This window comes from Polyangium sp. y55x31 (assembly GCF_029946505.1).
GTDB lineage: Bacteria > Myxococcota_A > Polyangia > Polyangiales > Polyangiaceae > Polyangium.
This window is the reverse complement of record NZ_JARZHG010000013.1, coordinates 20292-44219: the sequence shown is the minus strand read 5'-3', so window position 1 is coordinate 44219 and position 23928 is coordinate 20292. Positions and strand designations below refer to the sequence as shown.

Annotated in this window: 17 protein-coding genes; 12 read left to right on the top strand and 5 right to left on the bottom strand. The window is 69.3% G+C overall.

What is annotated here, in order from left to right:
- The first annotated feature begins 58 nt into the window (after positions 1–58).
- Together QHF84_RS22845 and QHF84_RS22840 are read left to right on the top strand one after the other, a co-directional pair.
- Entirely contained in the window at positions 59–3094 is a 3036-nt protein-coding gene (locus tag QHF84_RS22845; protein WP_281315494.1) for a VIT domain-containing protein, read from the top strand.
- Between the two features lie 71 nt (positions 3095–3165).
- Positions 3166–4686: a GMC family oxidoreductase gene (locus QHF84_RS22840; RefSeq protein WP_281315493.1), complete on the top strand. Its 1521-nt coding sequence runs from the start codon at positions 3166–3168 to the stop codon at positions 4684–4686.
- Here the strand turns inward: QHF84_RS22840 and QHF84_RS22835 are convergent, their stop codons facing one another.
- Both QHF84_RS22835 and QHF84_RS22830 read right to left on the bottom strand, forming a co-directional pair.
- Complete coding sequence (locus QHF84_RS22835; protein ID WP_281315492.1) at positions 4687–5700, bottom strand: hypothetical protein; 1014 nt, start codon at positions 5698–5700, stop codon at positions 4687–4689. It lies immediately after the preceding gene.
- 16 nt (positions 5701–5716) lie between these two features.
- Positions 5717–7054 carry a hypothetical protein gene (locus QHF84_RS22830; RefSeq protein WP_281315491.1) on the bottom strand — a complete coding sequence of 446 codons (1338 nt, stop codon included), beginning with the start codon at positions 7052–7054 and terminating at the stop codon, positions 5717–5719.
- A 243-nt stretch (positions 7055–7297) separates the two neighbouring features.
- Here QHF84_RS22830 and QHF84_RS22825 point away from each other — a divergent pair, with 243 nt between their 5' ends.
- From QHF84_RS22825 to QHF84_RS22815, 3 genes are read left to right on the top strand one after another with little or no spacing between them, the layout of a single operon-like run.
- Positions 7298–9811 carry a serine protease gene (locus tag QHF84_RS22825; protein ID WP_281315490.1) on the top strand — a complete coding sequence of 838 codons (2514 nt, stop codon included), beginning with the start codon at positions 7298–7300 and terminating at the stop codon, positions 9809–9811.
- Positions 9812–9830: 19 nt separating this feature from the next.
- Complete coding sequence (locus QHF84_RS22820; RefSeq protein WP_281315489.1) at positions 9831–11918, top strand: caspase family protein; 2088 nt, start codon at positions 9831–9833, stop codon at positions 11916–11918.
- Between the two features lie 37 nt (positions 11919–11955).
- Entirely contained in the window at positions 11956–12402 is a 447-nt protein-coding gene (locus QHF84_RS22815; protein WP_281315488.1) for a CoA-binding protein, read from the top strand.
- A 10-nt stretch (positions 12403–12412) separates the two neighbouring features.
- Here the strand turns inward: QHF84_RS22815 and QHF84_RS22810 are convergent, their stop codons facing one another.
- Together QHF84_RS22810 and QHF84_RS22805 are read right to left on the bottom strand one after the other, a co-directional pair.
- Positions 12413–12811, bottom strand: coding sequence for a hypothetical protein (locus QHF84_RS22810; protein ID WP_348652873.1), 399 nt, complete (start codon positions 12809–12811; stop codon positions 12413–12415).
- Positions 12812–12844: 33 nt separating this feature from the next.
- Complete coding sequence (locus QHF84_RS22805; RefSeq protein WP_281315487.1) at positions 12845–13228, bottom strand: hypothetical protein; 384 nt, start codon at positions 13226–13228, stop codon at positions 12845–12847.
- 110 nt (positions 13229–13338) lie between these two features.
- Between QHF84_RS22805 and QHF84_RS22800 the strand changes: the two genes are divergently transcribed.
- The 6 genes from QHF84_RS22800 to ftsH all read left to right on the top strand — a co-directional run bounded on the left by QHF84_RS22800 (position 13339) and on the right by ftsH (position 22484).
- The gene (locus QHF84_RS22800) at positions 13339–16059 is read left to right on the top strand and encodes a serine/threonine protein kinase (RefSeq protein WP_281315486.1); all 2721 of its coding nucleotides are present in this window, start codon (positions 13339–13341) and stop codon (positions 16057–16059) included.
- 12 nt (positions 16060–16071) lie between these two features.
- Positions 16072–17466, top strand: coding sequence for a sigma 54-interacting transcriptional regulator (locus QHF84_RS22795; RefSeq protein ID WP_281315485.1), 1395 nt, complete (start codon positions 16072–16074; stop codon positions 17464–17466).
- Positions 17467–17667: 201 nt separating this feature from the next.
- A complete protein-coding gene (locus tag QHF84_RS22790) occupies positions 17668–18210 on the top strand; it encodes an AgmX/PglI C-terminal domain-containing protein (protein WP_281315484.1) in 543 nt (180 codons plus the stop codon).
- A gap of 46 nt (positions 18211–18256) precedes the next feature.
- Positions 18257–20110: a VCBS repeat-containing protein gene (locus QHF84_RS22785; RefSeq protein ID WP_281315483.1), complete on the top strand. Its 1854-nt coding sequence runs from the start codon at positions 18257–18259 to the stop codon at positions 20108–20110.
- Positions 20111–20159: 49 nt separating this feature from the next.
- Complete coding sequence (locus tag QHF84_RS22780; RefSeq protein ID WP_281315482.1) at positions 20160–20474, top strand: hypothetical protein; 315 nt, start codon at positions 20160–20162, stop codon at positions 20472–20474.
- Positions 20475–20582: 108 nt separating this feature from the next.
- Complete coding sequence (ftsH, locus tag QHF84_RS22775; protein WP_281315481.1) at positions 20583–22484, top strand: ATP-dependent zinc metalloprotease FtsH; 1902 nt, start codon at positions 20583–20585, stop codon at positions 22482–22484.
- Here the strand turns inward: ftsH and QHF84_RS22770 are convergent.
- The gene (locus tag QHF84_RS22770; RefSeq protein ID WP_281315480.1) at positions 22379–22918 is read right to left on the bottom strand and encodes a hypothetical protein; all 540 of its coding nucleotides are present in this window, start codon (positions 22916–22918) and stop codon (positions 22379–22381) included. The two genes, ftsH and QHF84_RS22770, sit on opposite strands and share 106 nt — an antisense overlap.
- A 131-nt stretch (positions 22919–23049) precedes the next feature.
- Between QHF84_RS22770 and QHF84_RS22765 the strand changes: the two genes are divergently transcribed.
- Positions 23050–23808, top strand: a complete 759-nt coding sequence (locus QHF84_RS22765) for a class I SAM-dependent methyltransferase (RefSeq protein ID WP_281315479.1) — start codon at positions 23050–23052, stop codon at positions 23806–23808.
- Positions 23809–23928: the final 120 nt, after the last annotated feature.

Below are 23928 nucleotides of genomic sequence, written 5' to 3'. Positions count from 1 at the left end.
GCGCGTCAACCCTTGACGCCGGGGACCGATCCTGAAATGCGTCTGTGAGGAGGCGGGCATGTTCACGGTGGTCGTCGAGGGGACGAGGGGGAAAGAGACGCGTGACACGTTCGACAAGCCGAGCATCCTGCTCGGCCGAGGGCAGCCATGCGACGTCCTCATCGGGTCGGGCGGCACCTCGCGACGGCATGCCCGGATCGAATGCGACGGCGGCCGGATCCGCATCGAGGATCTCGGCTCGTCGAATGGCACGTTCGTCAATGGGGAACAGATCCCGGGCCCGCTCGACCTCGCGCCCGGCGACGTGATCGAGATCGACGGAACGTACATGCGCATCGAGGCCCCTCCCGGCGTATGGTCCGAGCCCCGCAGCGTGCCCTGGGGCAAGCCGCAAAAACGACGAAAGCTGCCGAAAAAGCCCGCCCCGAACGATAGCGGCGTGCGGATCTCCGACGCGAAAGAGGGCGATTACCTCTCCGTGCGAGGCGTCCGCGCCCACGTCCACGTCGATGGCCTCCTCTCGCGGGCCCGCCTCGTCGTCACCTTCCACAACGATCTCGGCCGCACGCTGGAGGGCGACCTCGTCTTTCCGCTCCCGCCCATGGCCGCGCTGCGCGAGCTCGTCGTCAAGCTCGGCAGCCGCACGATCGAGGGGAAAATCCGGGTGCGGGGGCGAGCGCGCGCCGAGTACGAGCGCGCCGTGGAGGCCGGGCAATCGGCCGCGATCGGCGAATCCGAGGGCGAGGACCTCGCGCGATTGCGAATCGCGCCGATCGAGCCCGGCGAGGACGTCGAGGTCACGCTCACCGTCGATCAGATGCTCTTGCCGATCGCCGACGGCCACCGCCTCATCGTCCCGCTCACGTACATGCCGCGGTACGTCGAAGAAACGGCGAACCTCACGGAGACCGAGATCGCGGCGCTCGATCGTCCCCGGCCGACGACGCTCGCGGCGCGGGCCAGCGTCGAGGTCCGGATCGAGGATGACCCGGCCAAACCCGGCGACCTTCGCTGCACCTCACACTCCACGCGCATCTCGCAGGCCGGCCCGCGCGCGCGGACGATCGAGGTGCACGACGCCCCGCTCGACCGCGATTTGCAGATCGAGATCCTCGATCGGCCGCGCGGCGCAAAGCCCGCCGTGTGGATCCGCCACGACGCGACCGACGGCCCCGATCGGAATGGCCCGTCGACCGTGGTCGGCATCGTCCCGCCGGCGTTCGCGGACGAGGGCCCCGTCATTCCGCGCTCGGTCACCTTCCTCGTCGATCGCTCCGGCTCGATGGGCGGCGCGCCCATGCAATCGGCCATCCGCGCCGTACGCGGCGCCTTGCGCTCGCTCGGGCCCGAGGATCGCTTCAACGTGATCGCGTTCGACGACAAACTCGAAGCGCTCGCGGTCTCGCCCGTCCCCTTCGACGACGAGCACCTGCAAGCCGCCGACGATTTCATCGGTCGCATCACGGCGCGCGGCGGCACCCAGGCTTCCATGGCCATCCGCGCGGCGCTCTCGGCGCGGCTCGGCACCGACGTCGCGGTTGCCTCGACGAACCCCACGCCGCCCGATCAGACGTACCGGCTGCAGATCGTCGTCTTCATGACCGACGGCGACGTCGCGAACGCGGCGAACGTGCTCAAGACCGCGAAGGACAAACTCATCGACACGCGCCTGCACGTGCTCGGCATCGGCGACTCCGTCCAGCATTCGATGCTCGCCGAGCTCGCGCAGCTCGGCGGCGGCACGTACATGCCCGTCGCGACGAACGAGGACCTCGAACGCGCGCTCGTGCGGCTCAAGAATGCGATCACCGCGCCGCTCTGGACGGGCATTCGGGTGCTCGTCGAGCGCGACGGCGAACGCAAGAGCCCGAAAATGCTCGAACCCCCGACCCCCATCGACCTCTTCGCCGCCGAGCCGGTTCTTTTCGCATTCCGCGGCAAGATCGAGCCGGGTGATCGCCTCGTGCTCCTCGGCCAACGCGCGGACGGCGAGGAGGAGCGCGTCGCCCTGGAGCTCGCCCTGCCCGCGGATGCGCGCGCCGAGGGCGCGGCCACGCTCTGGGCGCTGCTCCGCAACAAGCGGCTCACGTATCGATTCGATCCGGACGACGACGACACGCTCGAAGGCCTCGGCACCACGTTTGGCCTGGTGAACCGCAAGGTCGCGCTCGTCGGCGTGAATCCGGAGGATCGCAACGTGACGATCGAAGGAAAGGTCCCGGTCGCCCTGCCCATGCCGAACAACATCGCGCAAGGCACTGCTTCCATCGGCAACGCTCCGGCGACCAAGGGCGGATTCGGGCCGCCGCCTGCCAAACCCGTAGCCTATTCCTTGCGTTTGTCGGCGCCGATGCCGGGCTCCGCGGCGCCCGGTGGTCCGCCGCCTGGAGGCCCGCCGCCCGGGGCGCCTCAGGCCTTTGGTCCGCCGCCGCCGCCCGCCATGGGCGCGCCGCCCGGCGGGTTTGGCCCGCCACCCCCTGCCATGCGCGTGCCGTCCGCGCCCATGGCCCCCGCGCCTCCTCCAAAAGCCAGCAAATTGCCCCCGCTCGACGGCGGAAATGATTTCGACGAGCGCACCCGCATGGCCCAGGTCATCGCGCCCCCCTCGCCGCAGCGGGCCCCTGCCCCGGCCGCCGAAAGGGTCCCCGCCGCGCCGCCCGCGGCCGTGCGCCTCTCGGACGACGACGGCGGCCTCCGCGCGCTCCTCCTTCATCAAAAGGCCGATGGCCTCTTCGACGGCGACCTCGGCGCCACGCTCGCCGCCGTCGCGGCCCTCGTCGGCCGCGGCCACACCGCCCGCGAAGGCCTCTTCCGCGCCGAGCTCCGCCGCACCACGGTCACCCTGCGCGGCAAGCTCGCTGCATTGTCCGCCGAGGACAAACCTCTCGCCCTCTTCGCCCTCGCGCTCCTCACGATGCCCCACGGCGATCCTGCGCCCGAAGGCCTCCCGGCCCCGATCGCCGCGGCCCTCGCGGGCATCTCGCTCGCCGATCGAAAGGGCGCCGCCGGCAAGATCCACGCAGCCCTCGGGCACTTGCCTTCGGACTGGGCGAGTCGGCCCCTCGCGGCCGAGGTGAAGCGGGTCTTCCTGTAAAACGGTTTGCCATGGAACCCGAACGTCCGGGGCGACGTGAACCGCCGCCGAAAAATGGTACGCTCGGGCCCATGCAAGCGGAGACCATCGTGGTGGGCGCCGGCTCGTCCGGCGCGGTGATCGCGGCCCGCGCGACCGAACGCGCGGATCGCGAGGTGCTGCTCGTCGAGGCCGGGCCCGACTATCCCCCGGAGAAGACGCTCCCCTCGGATCTCGTGGACGGCACCCGCAACTCGATGACCGACCACGACTGGGGTTTTTCCTATCTGCCCATGCCCGGGCACAAGCCGTTCATGTACCCGCGCGGCAAGGTCGTCGGCGGCTCCTCCGCGGTGAACACCTGCATCGCGCTCCGCGGCCAGCCCTACGATTACGACGAATGGGCCGCGCTCGGCCTGCCCGAGTGGAGCTTCGACGCGTGCCTGCCCGCGCTCAAGCGCCTCGAAGACGATCAGGACGTCCAGAATCGCTGGCACGGCCGCGGCGGCCCCATTCCGATCCGGCGCCACCCGCCCGAGGAGCTCACGCCCTTCCAGGTCGCGTTCATGGAAGCCTGCCGCGCCCTCGGCTTTCCGGCCTGCCCCGATCAAAACGACCCCGACCCGTTCGGCGTCGGCCCCCAGCCCATGAACAAAATCGGCGGCGTCCGCATGAGCGCCGCGCGTTGTTATCTCAGCGACGCCGTCCGCCGCCGGGAAAACCTTCATATCCGACCGCGAACCAGCGTCCGCCGCGTCCTCTTCCACAATGGCAAGGTCACGGGCCTCGAGGTCGAGACCGACGGCACCATCGAAGTCCTCGCGACGAACCGGGTCATCCTCTCGGCCGGGGCGATCGCCACGCCGGGGATCCTCATTCGTTCGGGGATCGGCCCGCGCCACTTGCTCGAACGGCTCGGCGTGGACGTCGTCTCCGACCTTCCGGCCGTGGGCGCGCGCCTCCTCGATCACCCGGGCTCCCTCGCGATCTTCGTCCCGCGGGACTATGGATTCGCCAGCATCCAGCATCCACTCATTCAAACGGTGCTGCGTTACACCTCCGAGGGCAGCCCCTTCCCGAGCGACATGCAGCTCCAGCCGTTCTCGTTTTTCGCCTGGCCCGGCAATTACATGCCGCTCGTCGGCATCTCTTGCTGCGTCGGCAAACCCCGCGGCCACGGCCGCATCACCTGGACGAGCGCCGATCCTTCGGCCAAACCGCTCATCGAGCTCGACACCATTCTCCACCCCGACGACCGCGCCGCGTCCGTCGAGGCCATGGAGCTCGCCGGCCAGGTCGCGCGCACGAAACCCCTGCGCGACCTCGTCGTCCCTTTCTGGCCGAACGACCGCGTCCTCCGCAATCGAGCCGAAATCTCGCGCTGGATCGAATGGAGCTCCGGCTCCGGGTATCACCCCTCCGGCACCGTCCCCATGGGGCCGGAGGGGGATCCCGAGGCGGCCGTCGACGGACGCGGCCGCGTGCGCGGCGTCTCGGGCCTCATCGTGGCGGACGCGAGCATCATGCCGACGATCGTCAGTACGAACACGAACGTCACGGCATTGATGATTGGCGAGCGATTCGGGGAGTGGCTACGGGACGGGGGGCTCTGATCAGGGCGACGGGGCCATGTCGTAGATGCTCGGGCTGCAGACGCCGTAGCTCGGGTTGCAGCCCGTGAATCCGAGCGACTTGCAGTCGATCTTGTCGATCCGGCCCGCATTGCAGACCACGACCGAGTCTCCGTCGCACGTCACGTCGTTCGTCGGGCTGCACGCGTTCGAGAGCCCGCAGAAGCTCGACGCGCCGATGGTTTGACAAGAAAAACCCGTCCCGAGCGTATTGCACTCGACCTGGTGCTCGCCCCCGTTCACGCAGACGCGCAGGGCGGCCGCGCCTTCGCAGGCAATGGCCTCGTCGTAGCGTATGTCGAGGGGGCTCACCACGGTCGCCTGGCACGTCGCGCCCGTCCCGAGGCAGGCCACGCCGCCGAACGGCGCTTCCTTGCAGGCGAGCCCGAAATCGGCGCAGACCGGGCCGCTGGCCTCCTTGTCGACGCAAATGGTGGGGGCTCCCTCCTTGCAGACGTCCACGAACGTGGCCGAATCGCAGGTCGGAGCCTCCGGCGCGTCTGGATCGACGCAATCGCGCTCGGTCTCGGAGCAGACGAGCCCGAGCTTGCTGCAATCCTGGTAGAATTTGAGCTGATCGTCGCAACCCACGATCACGTTGCCCATGCACTGGGTCATGCAGGGGCCCGAGAGGTCCGCCTTCGCCCCGAGGCACTCCTCGACGGCCTGGCAGCCGTTCGCCTTGTCCTCGAAGCATTTCGTGAACTGCCCGAGGTCGGGAGCGTCCGACTGTCCGCCTGGCCGCGTGTAGAACCGATCCAGGTACCGCCGAATGCCGTCGTCCGGCAGGCAGCTCCCGATGAAGATCGCCGCCTTCAGCGCGGCGTCCGGGTCCTTCGGCCCGGCCGGGTCGATCGTCCCGCCGGAGCCGCCGGCGCCGCCCGCGCCGCCCGTGCCGCCTGCGCCGCCCGTATTGTTTTGATTGTCCTCGGGTCCACACGCCAGGACAAACCCGGCGACGACCGAAGCCAAGAGGATCGTCTTTCGATGGAGCATGTTCCTTTTCATCCGCTCAGTTGGCGCCGCCCGGATCGCACGCGAAGAGCACTGCGATCTTGGCCGCGGCGTCGTTCTTCACCACCCCGCAGGTATCCGGGCAGAGGATGATCTGGTTCGCGTTCTTGTCGATGTAGAACGACTCCGCCGCGCACGCCGCGGCGTCCGCGACCTGCTTGAATTGTTTGTTCGGGGACATGTCGCCCGGCTTGTAATCGACGACCACGCTGTTCAGATCGACGGTCGTGCCCTCGGGCGGATCGGGAATCCCGAACTCGCAGGCGACCTGCGCGCCGGCGACGACGCCGTCCGCGATGGCCTTGAACACGACGTCGTACGAGGTCGTGTCGCAGAGCGGGAACTTGAGGCCGCCCGTGAGGTTGCTGAGCGCCTGATAGCCGGTCCCGGGGCCCGACGCGGTCGGGCACGTGCCGGTCGTGACCGGATCGGACGGCTCCCAGGGCTTCGTGGCCGGGTCGTTGTATTTCATCGCCACGATGCTGTAGAAGCGATAATTGCGCGCCTCGGCCGTGCCGAAATTATCCGGCGACAGCGCGAGCAGGGCCGTATCGAACTTGGCCGCGGACGTGGTGCCGTCGTTGACGTTGTCGTTGTCGTCGAATGACACGTTGCCGACCGTGCACGCGCCCACGCCGTCGTCCGTCAGCTCGATGAAGGTCTTGAACGAATCGGGCCGCAGCCATTCCTGCCAGCCCGTCGGGGCGCCGCCGTTCGGGTCCGCCACGTTGAACGTCTGGAGGATCTTGCAGAGCGAGTTGTGGCTGCCGATCTCGGTGCTGTAATGGTAGAACTTGCCGGGATTGTTCACCGGTTTCGCCGGCGGCGGCATGCAGCCGCCCGCGGGGATGCCGGAGAGCGGCGCCTCGATGCACACCGACTGTCCGTTCGACGCGCTGCCGTGCGTCGAGATCATGATCACGCGGTAATCGAGGCCGCTGTTTTCGATGATCTGGGCGAAGTTCTGGTTGATGTTGTTCTGAACCCCGATGATCTCCTCGCTCATGCTGCCGGAGTTGTCGATCACGATGATGATGTCGACCGGCTTTTTGACGAGCGTGGCCTCCGAGCTCTGGCTCACGCAGGCGCTGTCCTCGGTGAGCCCGCCGTCGCCGGGCCCGGCATCGAAGAACGTGATGTCGCCGCCCTCGCCGCCATTTCCGCTCCCGCCCTGCCCATTGCCGCCGCCCCCCTGCGACGTGCCGGACGAGTTGCCCCCCGTGTTGGCCGAACCCGAGGCGGACGAGTTGTCGCCGGAGCAGCCCACGCCGAGCGCCGCGCCGCCGAGAGAGAAAGCAGCGAACGCGCAAAGGAAGATGGTTCGTTTCGTGCGCATGTTATTCCTCCGAGCTCCAAGCATCGGGCAGCACGCCTCTGGATGCAAGGCTCGAAGCCACGCGCCTCGCGACAACGACCCGCGCCGGCCGCCGATCACCGGCGTCCTGCAACACCGCCATGAAGATCCCGCGGCCTTCGTCGTCCACCCAGACCGCGCGAAGTGCCGTTCGCAGCCGGGGGTTTCTGAACCGCCCCGAATTTGGTATGGGTGCAAGGAGCGGTAGCGCGCTCGGAGGAGAACATGGGCAAGCGATGGTTCGGCAGGTTGGGCGGGTCCTCGGGGTACGTCGCAGCGGCGATCCTCGGGCCCCTCGTCGCAGGCTGCGGCGGCGCGCCGCCCGCGCCTCCGCCCGATCCCGGAAGCGCGAAGACAGACCCGGCGCCGGCCGCGAAGAGGGCAAACCCCGAGGCCTCGAAGGCCCAGGCACCGAGCACCGCGCGTGTGCCGAGTCGCAGCATGCTCGACCTCCTGCGCCGCGCCGAGCTTCTGCCGAGCCCCGACGCGGCCAGCACGAAGAGCGCCCTCGCGTCCTTGCCCGAGGGCGGCAAAGGGGATGTGCGGGAGAATTACCGCGCCGTCGCGCCGGCCACCGTGATCATCCGGACGCCCACGGGCCTCGGCACCGGCGTGATCGTCGGCCCCACGGGCTGGATCCTCACGAACAACCACGTCATCGACAGCGGCGAGCGCGAGGACTTCCGCATCAAGGTATCGGTCGAGCTCGGCAAGCTCGACAAATCGGGCGCCATGGAGCGCACGAACAAACCGATCACGGCCTGGGTGCACAAGGCCGATCCGATGCGCGACCTCGCCATCATCAAGCTCGAAGGCAACCACAAGGACCTGCCCTTCATCCGCCCGGCCGGCAAGGATCCAGCCCCCGGCGAGCCCGTCGCGAGCCTCGGCCACGCCGGCTCGGGCCTCGTCTGGGCCATCAAGGACGGCGAGGTCGCGGCCGTCGGCAAGCTCGCCACGCACCTCTCGCAGCTCGTCTCGCTCGAGTGCAGTGGCAGCGAATCCGCGGGCGACGACGCCTGTCCCAAGCGCAAGCAGGAGATGTTCGAGGGCCTGAAGAAGGTGTTAGAGCACGACAAACCTCTCATGGTCGTGCAATCCACCTGCCCGAACTGGCCGGGCGACAGCGGCGGCCCGCTCGTCAATCGTGGAAACGAGCTCGTCGGCCTGAACAGCTTCGGCTACGGCAACAGCGAGAACCGCGCGACCTTCCACGTGCACGTCTCCGAGATCCGCTCGTTCCTCTCGGAGATCCCGGTTCAGCCTGCGGACGTCCTGCCCGACCCGTGGTTCGACGGCGGCGAGGAGGCGACGATCGAAGACGCGGATCTCGACGGCCGCTACGACGTCCTGCGCACCGAGGGCCGCGCGGCCATGGCGCGGTTTTACGATCTCGACCAGAGCACGATCGGCGAGGGCGCGAGCAAACCCGACGTCGGCGCGCTCTACGGCAAGCGCGGGTTCGACGCGGAGGTCATCTTCCTGGCCACCCGTGACGGTAGCTTCGCCTGGTACGACACCGACGACGACGGCCGTTACGACGTGGTTCTTCACGACGAACGCGGCTCGGGCCGCGTGACCCACGGCTACCGCATCGGCAAGAACGGCAAGCTCGGCAAGGACGACGCCCTCGGCTCGGGCGGGCCCATGATCCAGCCGGATCTCGTGGTGCAGAGCGCGGAGCGCAATGCGCTCGCGCGGCTCGGGGCGATCACGCTCGGCGCGTCGATGGTCGAGTCGCGTGGCGGCGAGCTCGCGGAAAACCTCCCGAGCCCGCTGCTCGGCGGCGGCCGCGAGGTCGCGATCGAGGACATGGACGGCGACGGCCGCACGGACACGCTCGTCACGCGCTCGGTCTACAGCCATGGTTTCGTGTTCGACGTCGATCAGGGCACGCTCGGCGAGGTGCACAAGAACGACGCGGCGCAGGCGCTGCTCGAAAAGCAGGCCGTCGACGCCGAGGCCACGATGATCGCGCAGGGCCCGCGGCTCTGGGTCTATTACGATCGAAACGACGACGGCAAATTCGATTTCCTCACGTACACGAGCCGCGTCGGCACGGGCGTCGCGCTCGAAGCGTATCGGCTCGGCGCGGATGGCCGGAAGGAGCCCGCGCCCGAGCACGTGGGCCGCAAGATGCTGCGCCCGCGGCTCCTGGAGAATGGCACGCTCGCGGCGCGCCTCGGCCGCGTGGCGACGCGCGCCATTCCCTCGGCGACCTCGGCGATCGCGGACGACGGGCTCGACTCGTTCCCGGATCCGCTGCGACACGGCGGCATTTATTTCAGCTTCGGCGACACCTCGCGGTGGAGCACGGCGTTTGGCCCGAAGACGGGCTGGGACAAGGCGGTCATCGTCTCGGCGGGCATGACGTCGACCTCGCTCGTCGTCGACGTGAACAAGGACAGCCCCGCCCCGGGCAAACTCTCGGCCGAGGAGGTGATCACGGGCGGCAAGTTCAAGCCCGAGTTCGCGTTCCTGCACCGCGACGGCGCCGAGTGGACCTATTACGACACGGACCAGGACGGCCGCTTCGACCTCGTCCTGTTCACGTCGGCGCCCTCGACGGGTTTGGCCGAGCGCGCGTATCGCCTCGACGCGAATGGCGCGGTGACGATGGATCCCTCGCTCGCGGGCGGCAAGATGGTCCGTTTTTCGGTCTTCACGAAGAAGCCCACCCAGGCGCAGTTCAAGAAGGTCGCCGGCGAGCTGTTCCAGGCCCGATCGCTCGAACAGTGACCTTTCGAGGAGCATGTCCATGAGCCCCCTTGCAGGACTCTCGCTCGTATGGGCCGCGGACGGCGTTCGCCCCGAGGGCACGACGTTATGGCTCGATCGAAAAGCCGCGGCGGGGCACGATTCGCTCTCGCTCCTCGTCTTTCGCGGCGAGGCCCCCTTTGCGATCGAGGGGGCCGCGCTCGAAGGCGCCACGATTGCGATTCGCTCGTTTCCGCATCTCGATGAAGCGTGGGCGCTGTATCTGCTCACGTGCAAGCGGCGCGGCGAGGCGATTCCGGCCGCGTGGGAGTCGATGTGCCGGTATGCGGGCGACGTGCGTCAAGGGCTCTGGCCGGACCGCGTCGAGCCCGAGCATGCGGTGCAGGCCGTCTACCTCGCGCTCGCGCAGCACCATTTGCTCGAAGATCCTCCGCGGCGGGAGGCATTTCTCGATGACGCGCTCGCGTTTTGCGCGATCGTCGGGAAAAAGCTCGCGGCTGGCGCGCGGCTCTACGACGACGACCTCGTCGCGGGCGAGGCGCGCCTCGAACGGTTCGTCGCGTTGCTCGCGCAGGACCACAAACTCTACGACGAGGACCTCGGGCGGAGCTTGGGCTTCCTCGCCGAATTGCCCGGCTCGATGAGCGGCGGCGTCGCGCGGACGCTGCCGCTGCTCTGCATTCAGCGGCCGATCGCGACGCAATTCAAGTTATGGGCCAGGACGGACGTCCGCGCGCCGGGCGGGCGTGGATATCCGCTCCTGCTCGTCGAGCAGGACAGGAAGATGATCGTCTTGAGCGCCGATCCCGCGAGCCGCGCGAAGGTCGGGCTCCTGGCGAAGGCGCTCGGCGAGCGGGAGAGCCGGGCGCGCGCGGCGCAAGGGAAAGAGGCGGCGACGTGGTACGACGGCAAGGATCACGGCGGCACGCTCGCCGCGGCGCCACGCGAGGGGACGGCGCTCTCGTTCGAGGAGGTCGTCGAATGCCTCGAAAAGGAACTGCGGCTCCGGCCCATTCGAAAGGGCAGCGGGCGTGGGCGCATCGTCGCGGCGGGCGCGCTCGCGGCCGCCGCGCTCGCGGGGGCGATCGGGCTTGGTTGGTTCCTGCATACCCAGGACAAACCCGCGGCGGTCGCGGACGCGCGGCCGGCGGCGGCTTCGGACGACGGCACGACCGAGGCGAACGTCCCCGCGAAGGAGGGCCGTCCGCGGGGCAGCAAGGGAGATCCGCTGCCCGCGGCGGAGGTGATCAGCCTGATCGCGAAAAACGACGGCCCTCGCTCGATCGAGCCGTACGCGCTCGTCGCGGGCGTGTGCGGCTACGAGGGCGAACACGCGCTGCATTCGCCCTGCCGCGACGCGCGGGCGATGCGCGACCTCCTCATCACGAAATACGGCTACAAGCGCGAAAACATCATTTACCTCGTGGACCAGCCCGCGCCGGGCGACAAGGCGGACGGCGTCCCCACGGCCGAGGGCCTCAAGCTCGCCGTCGAAAAATTCCGCGCGCGGTTCGGCGACAAGGAGGACAGCTCGTTCCTCTTTTATTACTCGGGCCACGGCGGCTACATCAAAGGCGCGCGCCAGGATTACGGCGTGCTCCAGCCGGCGGAGTTCTTCGGCAAACTCGCGAACCTGCCGAGCTCGCACAAAGGCTGGGACATGCAGGACCTCGTGAGCGACATCCGCAAAGGCGTGCCCTCGAAGCACGTGATGCTCCTGCTCGATTGCTGCTACAGCGGCTGGGCCGTGGGCGCAAAAGGCGACGACGAGCTCGAGACGCACCTCGGCTCGTTGTGGAAAGAGCGCGCCGAGGTCGTCTTGACGGCGGGCAGCAAGGGCCAGCGAGCCTGGGAAGACGACCCGGACGAGCGGGCGTGGGCCTGGGGCGGGCATTCGGCGATGACGGCTTTCATCCTGGAAGGGCTCGCCGTCTCGGCCGCGGGGACGGCGACGGCCGATGCGAACCAGGATCACGTGGTGACGGACGAGGAGCTCGCGAAGTTCGTCAAGGAGCGCGTGCCCCGCTCGGTCGAGGACAAGAAAGAGGCCAAGCAGACGCCGACCCTCTTCCGCTTCGACGCGAACTTGCCGAAGAGCGGCCAATTCCTGTTCGTCCCCAAGCCCTGACGTGCATGCCCGAGGACCCGTGGTTAGGCTCCGCCGCATGGCCACAGCCGAACCGAAGGGTCGCATCGTCACGGACAGCCGGCGCATCGCGGAGATCGCCCGTAATGCCAAGCGGGTCGCCGTGCTCGGCATCAAGACCGAAGAGCAAGCGGGCCAGCCCGCATATTACGTGCCCGCGTATCTCCAGGGCGCGGGCGTCGAGATCGTCCCGGTCCCCGTCTATTACCCCGACGCCACGCGGATCCTCGGCCAGCCCGTGTATCGGCGCCTCGCCGACGTGCCCGGCGAGATCGACATCCTCGACGTCTTCCGGCGCCCGAGCGACATCCCGCCGCACCTCGACGACATCCTCGCGAAACGCCCGAGGGTCGTCTGGTTCCAGTCGGGCATTCGCAACGACGAAGCCGCCGAGCGCCTCGCCGCCGCGGGCATCGAGGTCGTGCAGGACCGTTGCTTGATGGTCGAGCACCGGCACGCGCGCTGAGACGAATTTGCTATTTGGCGAGCTCGGCCTGGATGGCCTGGACGATGGGGTTCGTGTCGAAGCCATCGTTCGGGTTCTGGGGATCGTCGCCGGGGTAGGTCGACGACGTCCACTGCGCCACGAGCTTGCCGTCCTTCGAGATGAGGTACTTGTGGAAGTTCCACAAGGGCTCGATCGTGGGCGCGGGGCCGGGGTTTTGCTGCGCGAGGATCCATTGCCAGACGGGCTGCGGCACCTCGGGCCCGGCGCCGTCCGGATCCTTCACGTGATCGATGGCGAATTGCTTGAAGCTCAAATGATAGCTGTCGATGCACCCGCCGATCTGCTCCTCCGAACCTCCTTGATTGCCGAAATCGTTGCTCAAGAAGCCGAGCACGTGGAAAGGTTGACCGCTGAACTTCTCCTCCAAGACCTGGAGGCCCGCATATTGCGGTGTGTAGCCTCAAGCGGCGGCGGTGTTGACGATGAGCAGGACCTCGCCGCGGTACTTGCAGAGCGATACCGGCTCGATGTCGTTCACGTCGTAGGACTCGGCCGAATGCTCGTAGAGGCTGCCCGGCTCGGCGGGCGGGTCGCATACGAACGACATCGCGCCCCCGGAGCCGACGCTCGCCGAAGAGCTCGCCACCGCGCCCACGCTCGACGAGGACGAGGCGACCGTCGTCGTCCCCGCATTGCCGCCCGATCCCGGGCCCGCCACGCCGCCCGCGCCGGCCGTGCCGCCTTCGCCGCCCGTGCTCTCACCGCCGCCCGAAGAGCAAGCGAATGCGCCGAGCGTGATGCCGAGGGCGACGCACCATCGCTTCCCATCATCCAAGGTAACCATCGCTAACGCCTCTCCGCGGCCCGAGGCCGCTGCCGAAAGATTCGGCGAGTATATCAAAAAGATTCCTGACCTCCGAGAGACCGTGCAGAATCCGGCATCGTCGAGTCGCGATGCTCCCCGAGAACACCGTCTTCGCCGGACGTTACCGGATCGTACGTCGAATCGCGGCAGGCGGCATGGGCGAGGTCTACGAGGCGCGGCACCTCGAGACCGAGCGGCCCTCGGCGCTCAAGGTGATGCTGCCGCACGTCGCCGAAAGCGCGGCGCTGCGAGAGAGGTTCCGGCTCGAAGCGCGCGCCGCGGCGCTCGTCGAGAGCGCGCACGTGGTCGAGGTGCTCGACGCCGGCGTCGATGAAGCGACCGAGAGCCCGTTCCTCGTGATGGAGCTGCTCCGCGGCGAGGATCTCGGGCGCAGGAAGGCGCGGCTCGGGCGGCTCTCGCCGGAGGAGGTCGCGACGTGGATCACGCAGGCGGCGCGTGGGCTCGACGCGCTACACGCCGCGTCGATCGTGCATCGGGACCTCAAGCCGTCGAATCTGTTCGTCGCGGAGCGCGCGGGCGAGGCGCCGCGCATCAAGCTGCTCGATCTCGGCGTGGTGAAGCGCGTGGCCGAGACGGCGGGCACGACCGCGGCCGTGGGGACGCCGTTCTTCATGGCGCCCGAGCAATTCCGGAACGGCAAGGTCGGTCCCGCGACGGACGTGTATGCGCTCGGCATGGTGGCGTATTCGCTGCTCGTCGGGCGCGAGTACTGGGCCGACGAGGCGCAGGCCTCGGAGAGCACGCTCTCGTTCGCGCTGACGACGCTCGACGGGCCGAAGGAGCCTGCGTCCGTCCGCGCGCAGAAGGCCGGCGTCTCGCTGCCCGCCGGGTTCGACGCGTGGTTCGTGCAGGCGACGGCGAAGGAGGCGGAGGATCGTTTCCCGAGCGCGGGCGCGGCCGCCGAGGCGCTCGCACGTGCGCTCGACGTGAAGGCGGAGAGCGCGATGCAGACGGCCCCGGAGCCGCCCGCACGCGTGGCGTCGCCGGACGCGGAGACGGTGCCCGAGGTCGCGCCCGCTGAGCCGCGAACGCGGACGCTATCGCTCGGGGGTGAAGAGAAGATCGCTCGGCCAAACGAAAAGCCCGCCACGAAGCCGGAAGTCGCGGCGATCTCGCAGGCGCCTTCGAACAAGCCGACGCGGAAGGGGCTCTCTCTCGGGCGGACGATCGAGGTGGCCCTCATCATCGCGGCGATGGTGGCAGGCGTCTGGCTCGCGCTTCGGCGCAACACCGAGGCCCCCACGCCTCCGCCGCCGCCCGCGCCGCGCGCGATCGTCGAAGCGGTCGAGTGCTCGGCCGCGACGATCACCGGGCCGGGCGCGACGGCCGCGCTCGGCGACGCGCTCGGCAAAGGGGCCTGCGCGCGCCTCGCGACCGAGCTCGGGGTGGTTTGGAAGAACGAACCCGCCGCGCGGCTCGACGTGAACGCGGAGCTCGGCGAGGGCAACACGAAGGTCACGCTCGCCATCGCCGGCAAGAAGGCCGAAGGCAAAGGCGAGACGCCGATCGCCGCGACGAACGCCGCGATCCAGGCGCTCCTGCCGGCGCTCACCCGGCCGGCGCCGTCGAAGGAGCACCTCGTTTGGTGGGGCGTATCGGACGCGGAGAGCGCGTTTCAGATCGAACGCGTCGTACGACGGCGCGCCTTCGGCTTCGCGGCGCGGGATGGCGTCGAGACGGAGGCGTTCGTCAAATCGCACCCGACCTCGGCCGTGGCGCAAGCGCTCTTCGCGTGTGATCTGCGGAGCAAGGGAGATCCGGCGCGGACCCTGGCTGCGAAAGAAGCCGCGCTCGGTCGCCTCGGAGCGCTGCAACCAGGACGCGCGAACTTGATCGAAGGTATTTTGAGGACGTACGTTCCTCCCACGCCGCAGCCGGAGCTGGATCGCGGCGTGGCGCTCCTGATCCAGTCGTACGGCGAGCTCGCGGAGGCCGCGGATTTCGCGGCGCTCTACACGTCGTGCGGCTGCATCGTGACGGATCAGACGCTGCCGATGGCCGACTGGCTCGCGAAGCGCTGGCCCACGATGGCGCTGCCGATCCTGCGCTGTGCGTTCCCCGCCGTGGACGACGACGACCCGCGGTTTGCCCGTTTCCTCGGCTGGATGGGCGCGACGCTGCCGGAGATGCGGGGCCAGTGGGTCGAGCGGCTGCTCGAGGCAGGCCGGATCGAGGAGGCGCGCGAGGCGGTCGAGATCCGTCGCGCGCTCGGCGTGGAGACGGCGACACGCGCGGACATCGACCGGGATCGAGCGTACGTCGCGTTCGCCTCGCTCGACGGGCGGGCGGCGATCGCGATCACGGAGGAGCTGCTCGGCGAGCCCGATCCCGAGGCGAACCACCAAGGCGCCGCGTTGCGCATCGGCGCGATGCTCCTCTCAGGACGCGTGGACGACGCCCTCGCGGCGTGGCAGCTCGAAATCGGCCGCCAGAAGGCCCTCGGGCGCGAACAACGAGCGGACGCGCTCGCCAAGGACGAGACGCGGATCCGCCGCTTGCTCGGGCGCGAGAAGGGAGAAACGCGAGCGAAGGGCGAGCCTGGCTCCTTCGAAGCGGCCCTCGCCCTGGAGGCGCGTGGCTCGAAAAAAGAAGCCGAGGAAGCGTACCGGGACTGCCTCGTGCTGCCGTGGCGCGCGCCGTTCGACGCGATCGCGGCGCGCATCCGGCTCGCGGAGATGCTCCGCGCGGCGGGCAAGACCGACGAGGCGCGCGCGCTCGACGCCGCCGTGGACAAGGCCTGGGCCGGGGCGGATCCGGGCCTGCGCGACTTCGTTCGCAGCATGAAGTAAAACGTCCCTCGCATGACGAGCAGCGACACGAAGACGCTCTCGCCGACGAGAGGCGCGGGCGGCGATCGCGCGCCCCTCCGCGCGCCGCTCCTGCTTCTCTGCCTCGAGAGCCACCGCCCGTTCGCCCCCGCCGCGCGCCTCTCGCTCGCAGGGCTCGACGAGGTCGCCCTCGGTCGTGGGTCGGCGCGATCGTTCGAACACGTAACATCACGAAAGCTCACCGTGCGCGTGGACGACGCCTGGATGTCCACGAACCACGCGCGCATCGGAAAGGTCCTCGGCCGCTTCACGATCGAGGACAGCGGCTCGAAGAACGGGACACGCGTGAACGGCGAGCCCGTCACGCGCGCGGCGCTCGCGGATGGAGATCTGATCGAGCTCGGTCGCACGTTTTTCGTGTTCCGCGAGGGGCTCGAAGTGGCGCCCGAGGATCCGCCCGTCGTCGAGGTCGCCTGGGACAAGGCGAAGGCGCCCGGCCTCGCGACGCTCTTGCCCTCGCTCGGCCGCGCGTACGAGACGCTCGCGGTGATCGCGCGGGCGACGCTCCCGATCCTCGTGACGGGCGAGACGGGCACGGGCAAGGAGGTGACGGCGCGCGCGATCCACGCGCTCTCGGGGAGGCCCGGGGCGTACGTCGCGGTGAACTGCGGCGCGCTGCCGGAGTCGCTCGTGGAGGCGGAGCTCTTCGGCCATCGGCGCGGCGCGTTCTCGGATGCGAAGGAGGATCGGCCAGGGCTCGTGCGCGCGGCCGATCGCGGCACGTTGTTCCTCGACGAGATCGGCGAGCTCCGGCCGCCCGCGCAGGCGGCGCTGCTCCGCGTGCTCGAAGAGCGCGAGGTGCGGCCGATCGGGGCGACCGCGCCGGTGAAGGTCGACGTGCGGTTCGTCTCGGCCACGAACCGCGGCCTCGAACGTATGGTGGAAGCGGGCACGTTCCGCGCCGACCTCTTCCATCGGCTCGCGGGCCATCGCATCGAGCTTTTGCCGCTGCGGGAGCGTCGCGAGGACCTCTGGCTCGTCGCGGCCTCGTTGATCGAGCGTCACGCGGGGGCCGAGGCGTCCCACGTGCGGCTGCATCCGTCGGCGGCGCGCGCGATGTTCGAGCATGCGTTCCCGGGCAACGCGCGCGAGCTGGAGAAGGTGCTCGGCGCGGCGCTCGCGCTCGCGGGCGGGGGCGAGGTCACGCTCGACCACCTGCCGCCCTGGGCGCGCGGCGAGGCGCCCGCGGAGGCGCCCGCGGCGACGAAGGACCACGAAGGCGAGCCTTTGCGCGAGGAGCTCGTGCGGCTCTTCCGCGAGCACAAGGGCAACGTCTCGGCCGTGGCGCGCGTGATGGGCAAGGCGCGGATGCAGGTGCAGCGCTGGATGAAGCGGTACGGGATCGAGCCGGAAGCGTTCAAAAAGTAGGGGGGTGCAACGGGGTGCAACCGGTGCAACAGGGGGGTGCAACCGGTGCAACCGCCACGCGGCAGCCTGAAACAGGCCTGTTTCAGAGAGCCAGGTCACGAATCCCCGCACCGCGGGGCCTTTTTGGACATGGCACGCCCGCTGCAATGGCTCCTCGACGAAGCCAACGACAACCCCGGCTGAAATCGAATGGAGGTTCCCATGACGACGCTCAAGCACTCGGTTCTCTCGCTCGCGATTGGTCTCTTCTCGGCGATGTTCATCGGCGGCTGCGCGGCGGATGCAGGTTTGCCCGAGGAAACGACGGCGGAGGGTGCTTCCGAGTCGGGCAATGCCAAGAAGGGCGATTACGGGTATGAAATGAAAGACCTCCGCCTCATCTCGGGCGAGGCCGCGCCCGCGGCGGAGGCGGTGACGCCGGATGGGCGCGTCGCTCCGGAGGAGGTCATGCGCCAGGCGAACGCGAAGATCCCCGCGCTCCGGGCCTGTTATGCGGAGGCGCTGAAGAAGGAGCCGGGCCTCGGCGGCAAAGTGATCGTCCGGATGCACGTGGAGAAGGACGGCTCGGTGAGCTCGTCGCGCGTGAGCGGCGGCTCGATCGGCGACGCGGCGCTCGGGAGCTGCCTCGCGAAGGAGCTCGGCGCGATGACGCTGCCGGCCGCGACGAAGGGCACGCTCGAGGTGATCTATCCGATCGAGCTCGACCCGGCGGATCTCGCGAAAAGCGCGCCCTCCGGCGCCTGATGCCCGAGCGCTCGACATCGGGGCGCATGCCGCTACCCTGCGCGGCATGCGCCCTCGACTTTCAGCTTGCCTCGCACTCCTTACCCTCACGAGCTTCCCCGTCGCCGCGGCCGCCGCGCCGATTTTCGTCGAAAAGACGGAAAACCTCGGCTCCCCGCAGCCCTGCGCCGGCTCGAACGAGGGTTGCTATTCCCATTACGTGCTCCTCGTCGATCTCGACGGCGACGGCGACCTCGACGCCGTGTTCGCGAACGGCGGCGGGTATTACACGCCTTCCACGACCGCGCCGCTCGCGGCGTACCTCAATGACGGCACGGGTAAATTCACGGAGGTCGGCGCGACTTCGTTCGGGGGTTTTTCCGGGCGCGTGCGGCAAATCGCGGCCGTCGACGTGGACGGCGACGGGGACATGGATCTCTATGTGCCGGACTCGTACGGCATGCAGCCCGATGCGCTCTTCCTGAACAACGGCCAGACCCCGCCCGTGTTCACGAATGAGGGCGCCGCGCGCATCGGCGCGTCGTCGCGCTCGGCGGGCGCGCGGTTCGGCGATCTCGACGGCGACGGGGATCTCGACCTCGTCTCGACGGATTGGGGATCGGACCCGCCCGACTCGGCCGGCACGGCGCGGATCTATCTCAACGACGGCGCCGGGTTTTTCCAGGAAAAGGCCGAGGCCGTGCCGCAGAATACGCAGGCGATCGGCACCGGGCCGATCGACGCGGATCTCGTCGACGTGGACGGCGATTTCGATCTCGACTTGCTGCTCGCGAGCCGCAAGGGGGAATCACTCCTGTTCCGCAACGACGGCACGGGCACGTTCGTCGACGCGAACGGGGACCTGCCGGATCAGCCTGGCCCGTACGTGTACGGCCCGGATGCGTGTGACATCGACGGCGACGGCGACCTCGATCTGTGGCTCGACAACGGCGCGACGAACCTGCACGAGCAGCTCCTCGTGAACGACGGAAAGGGCGTCTTCTCGGACGAGACGGCGGCGCGGGTCGTGGGAAACATCGGCGCCGACGACAACGAGGTGCAATGCGCGGACATCGACGGGGACGGCGATTTCGACGCGGTGATCGCGTCGCTCTCCGGCAACGAGCGGGTCCTCGTGAACGACGGCACGGGCCATTTCAACCACGTCGCCGGCATGTTCCCCACGGTGAACGACGCCACGCTCGGGCTCGATCTCGGCGACGTGAACGGCGACGGGATCCTCGACGCGATCACGGCGCAGGGCGAGGCCGGAAATTTCCTCAATCGGCTGTATTTCGGGGTGTCGCCGCAGCCGACCGACACGCTGCCGCCGGTGATCCGCGCCGTGGAGGCGCTGCCGAGCGGGATGCCGGGCGGCGAGCGGGTCGTGCGTTTCGCGGTGAGCGACGGTTCGACGACGGACACGGGGCCGAGGCTCGCGAAAGCGTTCGTCGAGCTGGAGGCCGCGGGGGGCGTGGCGCTCGCGCAATTCATCGGGGGTGATCTGTTCCGGGCGACGTTCGTGGCGCCGGCGGATGCGACGGTCGTGTATCGCGCGTGCGCCGAGGATCGGCGAGGGAACAAGGCCTGCAGCGCGTCGCAAAGCTTCATGACCGGAAGCGGGAGCGGCAGCGGAGGCGCGGGCGGCAGCGGAGGCGCGGGCGGCAGCGGCGGCGCGGGCGGAAGCGGAGGCGCGGGCGGAAGCGGCGGCGGGAATGGTGGAATGGGCGGCGCGGGCGGCACGGGCGGCCCCGACAAACCCGACCTCATCGTCGACGACGAGGGGGGCTGCGGCTGCCGGATCCCTGGATCCCGCGGACCCGATGCCGGCGCGCTCGGCCTCGCCGCGCTCGTCTTCGGCTGGCTCCTCCGGCGTGGAATCTTCCGTGACCACCGCGTTCCTTCACGCCGGAAACGTTGAAATCGAGCGGCGGGTCGCGCGCGGGGCGGTCTTCTGGTACGCTCGGACCATGAAGAACTTGCTCCTTTCCTCGATCCGCCCGCTCTTCCTCCTCGGCTTCCTCGCCGCCGCCCTGCCCGCGTGCAGCACCGACGCCGAGGCCGTCTGCGAGCTCAAGTGTGATTGCGAGGGCTGCAGCCCCGGGCAGCTCGACGACTGCTATCGACACATCGACAACGAAGAAATCGAAGCCGACCGCCGCGGCTGCCTCGATTACTGGGACGAGCTCCAGGCCTGCGAGTACGACACCGGGCGCTGCGGCGGCTCGGATTGGTCGACGAGCTGCAAGAACGAAAAGGAGCGCTGGGACAACTGCAGGAAGTGACGCGCGCCCGTCCGCTTGCCCGGATGGCCCTGGCCGCTCCCCGTCCACGGAAAGCGTGGGCGCAAGCGGGTTGCTGGGGCGCTCCGTCGTCTCCATGCCCCCCTTGGAATGCCCGAGGTCAATCCGAAACCACGCGCATGGAGCTGGCTTTTCTATGCGTTCCTGATCTTCGCGGCGCTCGCGTTTTCGGGCGTCTTCGGGCCCACGGGCGCGCGCACCGTGCCCTACGACGAGGCCGTGCGGCTCGTCCAGGAAGAGCGCGTCGAGTCCGCCTCGATCACGGCCGATGACGTCGTCCTCCGGCTGAAGGCCGAAACCCCGCCCCCCACCGAGACCACGAAAAAACCACCGACCTTCCTGCCGACGACTCCCGCGCAGGGCGAGGAGGTGCGCACCGGCCGCATCCCGGGCATGGAGCGCGAGCCGCTCATCGACGCGCTGCTCACGAAGGGCGTCGCCATCGACGCGCGGCCCTCGCGCACGCCGTTCTGGATCATGGCGCTCTGGTGGATCGTCCCGCTCGTCGTCATCAATCTCCTGTTTTTCGCGGCCTTCCGGCGCGGGGCCGGCGGCGGCGTGGGCGGGCCGCTCGGGCTCACGCGCGCCAAAACCAGGCTCTACGACCGCGCGGCGCGTGATCCGGTCCGCTTCTCCGACGTCGCCGGCGTGGAAGAGGCCAAGGCCGAGCTCATGGAGGTCGTCGACTTCCTCAAGCACCCGGCGCGCTACCGGGCGCTCGGCGGGCGGATCCCACGCGGGATCCTGCTCGTCGGGCCACCGGGGACCGGAAAAACTCTGCTCGCCCGGGCCGTCGCCGGCGAGGCCGAGGTGCCGTTCTTTTCCCTGAACGCGAGCGAGTTCGTGGAGATGTTCGTCGGCCTCGGCGCCGCGCGCGTCCGCGACCTCTTCACCGAGGCCCGGAAAAGCGCGCCCTGCATCGTGTTCATCGACGAGATCGACGCCGTCGGCCGCAGCCGCGGCGGGCTCGGCGCCCTCGCGACGCACGACGAGCGCGAGCAGACGCTGCAGCAGCTCCTCGCCGAGCTCGACGGCTTCGATCCCCGCGCGACCGTGATCCTGATGGCCGCGACGAACCGGCCCGAGGTGCTCGATCCCGCGCTGCTCAGGCCCGGTCGCTTCGATCGGCAGGTGATCGTCGATCGGCCCGATCTCGCCGGGCGCGAGGCGATCCTCGCCGTGCACGCGCGCCGCCTGCCGCTCGGGAGCGACGTGGACCTCGGCGCGGTCGCGCGGCGAACGCCGGGCATGGCCGGCGCGGATCTCGCGAACATCGTGAACGAGGCCGCGCTCGCCGCGGCGCGACGGAGCGGCACGGAGATCACGCAGGCCGATTTCGAGGACGCGCTCGATCGCGTTCAGCTCGGCCTGGTTCGCCACGGCCTCATGATGACGCCGAGCGAGCGGCGCCGCGTCGCGGTCCACGAGGCGGGACACGCACTCGTCGCGCTCGCCTTGCCCGAGGCCGATCCCGTCGAGCGCGTGTCGATCGTGGCGCGCGCGGTCTCGCTCGGCGTGACCATCCAGGTCCCGCGCGACGAGCGGCACGTGCTCACGGAGAGCGAACTCGAAACACGCGTGATGGTGCTGCTCGGCGGCCGCGCGGCCGAGGAGCTCTGCCAGGGCTCGCCGTCGACGGGCGCGCACGACGACCTCGGGCGAGCGACCGCGCTCGTGCGGGAGATGATCACGCGCTTCGGGATGAGCCGGCGGCTCGGGCTCTCCGCGCTCACGCGGAACGTGGGCTCACCGCTGCTCGGCGTGATGCAGGAGGAGCGGCTCTGCAGCGACGAGACCGCGCGCGAGATCGACGAGGAAGTGCGCGACCGGCTCGCCGAGCTCTTCAGTCGGGCGAGGGCCTTGCTCGAAGCCCGGCGCGCGGGGCTTCAGGCCGCGGCGGAGGCGCTCGTCGCCCGCGAGACCTTGACGGGGGCCGAGCTCGCGCGCATCGCGGACGAGGCGGCTGCGCGCGAGGCGTCGGGCGCGGCTTGACGTCGGAGGGCCGGAACGAGCCCCACCACGCCGAGGGCGAGGAGCGGGTATCCCGCGAGGATGAAGGCCGAATCGCCGATGAGGAAGCCGACGAACAGCATCATCAGCACGATGCAGATGCCGACCTGCGCCTTGTCGCGGTAGGACAGGCGCGGATCGACGGCCGCGAGGCCGACGGCGACGACGCTCGCCCCGACGGAGCCGATGGAGCCGGCGATCATGACCCCGAGCCCGCCGCGGCCGATGATCACGGCCGCGAGGCCGACCGCCGTGAAGAGGCTCGCGAGCACGAGGTCCTTTCGGGACGACGAGCTCTGCGGGGCCTCTGCTTCTCGCGCCGATTCCATGGGCTCCATGAACGTCCCCGCGGTGCACCTCGCGTGCCCGGCCGGATCCATCGGTAAAACCCACGACCCGATCCACGCGCTTCGCATGAATCGCGGAAAGCTCACGCTACGGAAGGCGCGCGGATTGCGTGCTACGCGCATGATTTGCGTTTCGATTGCGGTTAAAGGGCGTGATATCGTTACGCAACGAAAGCACGTTGAAGGGGCTTGCAATGTCGATGCCTGATCATGTCGCGAAGAACCAGGAGTACTGGAACCGAATCGCCAGCGAATACCAGACGCAGCACGCCGAGCAGCTCGGCATCGTGGAGCCGACCTGGGGGGTGTGGGGCATCCCGGAGCGCGACCTCCGCATCCTCGGCGACGTCGCGGGCAAGGACGTACTCGAATTCGGCTGCGGCGGCGCGCAGTGGTCGGTGGCGCTCGCGCGCCGCGGGGCGCGCATGACGGCGCTCGATTTCTCGGCCGAGCAGCTCCGCCACGCGCGCGCGCTCGTCGAGCGTGAAGGTGTTTCCGTGACGCTCGTGCAAGGCAGCGCCGAGGCGGTGCCGCTGCCCGACGCGAGCTTCGATCTCGTGTTCTGCGATCACGGGGCGATGACGTTCGCCAACCCGCACAAGGCCGTGCCGGAGGCCGCGCGGCTCTTGCGTCCGGGCGGGATGTTCATCTTCAACATGGCGACGCCGCTGCTCTACCTCGTCGTCGACAAGGCCACGGATCTGGTGGTACCCGCGCTCGTGAACGATTACTTCGGCATGAAGCCGTGGGAGGACGCGGACGGCGCGACCACGTTCCAGCTCTCCTACGGCGAGTGGATCCGGCTGTTCCGTCGCTCGGGGTTCGTGGTCGAGGATCTCGTCGAGATCCGGCCGCCCGAGGACGCGAAGACGACCTACGAGGGATATGCGCCGCTCGAATGGGCACGAAAGTACCCGGCCGAGCACGTGTGGAAGGTGCGGCGCGAAGCTCTGCGGTGAAACGGCATCACGCCGACACTCTACCAGCCATTCGCGGTTCGACCGGGGATCGTCGGTGCTTTGACGGGGGGAGCGCGGAATGACCACTTTACAAGGGCTGTCTGCGCGTGCGATGGAGAA

Bases quoted from the DNA above. Each gene is read 5' to 3' on its own strand.
- QHF84_RS22845 (WP_281315494.1), top strand. From the start codon at position 59: ATGTTCACGGTGGTCGTCGAGGGGACGAGGGGGAAAGAGACGCGTGAC.
- QHF84_RS22840 (WP_281315493.1), top strand. From the start codon at position 3,166: ATGCAAGCGGAGACCATCGTGGTGGGCGCCGGCTCGTCCGGCGCGGTG.
- QHF84_RS22835 (WP_281315492.1), bottom strand. From the start codon at position 5,700: ATGCTCCATCGAAAGACGATCCTCTTGGCTTCGGTCGTCGCCGGGTTT.
- QHF84_RS22830 (WP_281315491.1), bottom strand. From the start codon at position 7,054: ATGCGCACGAAACGAACCATCTTCCTTTGCGCGTTCGCTGCTTTCTCT.
- QHF84_RS22825 (WP_281315490.1), top strand. From the start codon at position 7,298: ATGGGCAAGCGATGGTTCGGCAGGTTGGGCGGGTCCTCGGGGTACGTC.
- QHF84_RS22820 (WP_281315489.1), top strand. From the start codon at position 9,831: ATGAGCCCCCTTGCAGGACTCTCGCTCGTATGGGCCGCGGACGGCGTT.
- QHF84_RS22815 (WP_281315488.1), top strand. From the start codon at position 11,956: ATGGCCACAGCCGAACCGAAGGGTCGCATCGTCACGGACAGCCGGCGC.
- QHF84_RS22805 (WP_281315487.1), bottom strand. From the start codon at position 13,228: ATGGTTACCTTGGATGATGGGAAGCGATGGTGCGTCGCCCTCGGCATC.
- QHF84_RS22800 (WP_281315486.1), top strand. From the start codon at position 13,339: ATGCTCCCCGAGAACACCGTCTTCGCCGGACGTTACCGGATCGTACGT.
- QHF84_RS22795 (WP_281315485.1), top strand. From the start codon at position 16,072: ATGACGAGCAGCGACACGAAGACGCTCTCGCCGACGAGAGGCGCGGGC.
- QHF84_RS22790 (WP_281315484.1), top strand. From the start codon at position 17,668: ATGACGACGCTCAAGCACTCGGTTCTCTCGCTCGCGATTGGTCTCTTC.
- QHF84_RS22785 (WP_281315483.1), top strand. From the start codon at position 18,257: ATGCGCCCTCGACTTTCAGCTTGCCTCGCACTCCTTACCCTCACGAGC.
- QHF84_RS22780 (WP_281315482.1), top strand. From the start codon at position 20,160: ATGAAGAACTTGCTCCTTTCCTCGATCCGCCCGCTCTTCCTCCTCGGC.
- ftsH (WP_281315481.1), top strand. From the start codon at position 20,583: ATGCCCGAGGTCAATCCGAAACCACGCGCATGGAGCTGGCTTTTCTAT.
- QHF84_RS22770 (WP_281315480.1), bottom strand. From the start codon at position 22,918: ATGCGAAGCGCGTGGATCGGGTCGTGGGTTTTACCGATGGATCCGGCC.
- QHF84_RS22765 (WP_281315479.1), top strand. From the start codon at position 23,050: ATGCCTGATCATGTCGCGAAGAACCAGGAGTACTGGAACCGAATCGCC.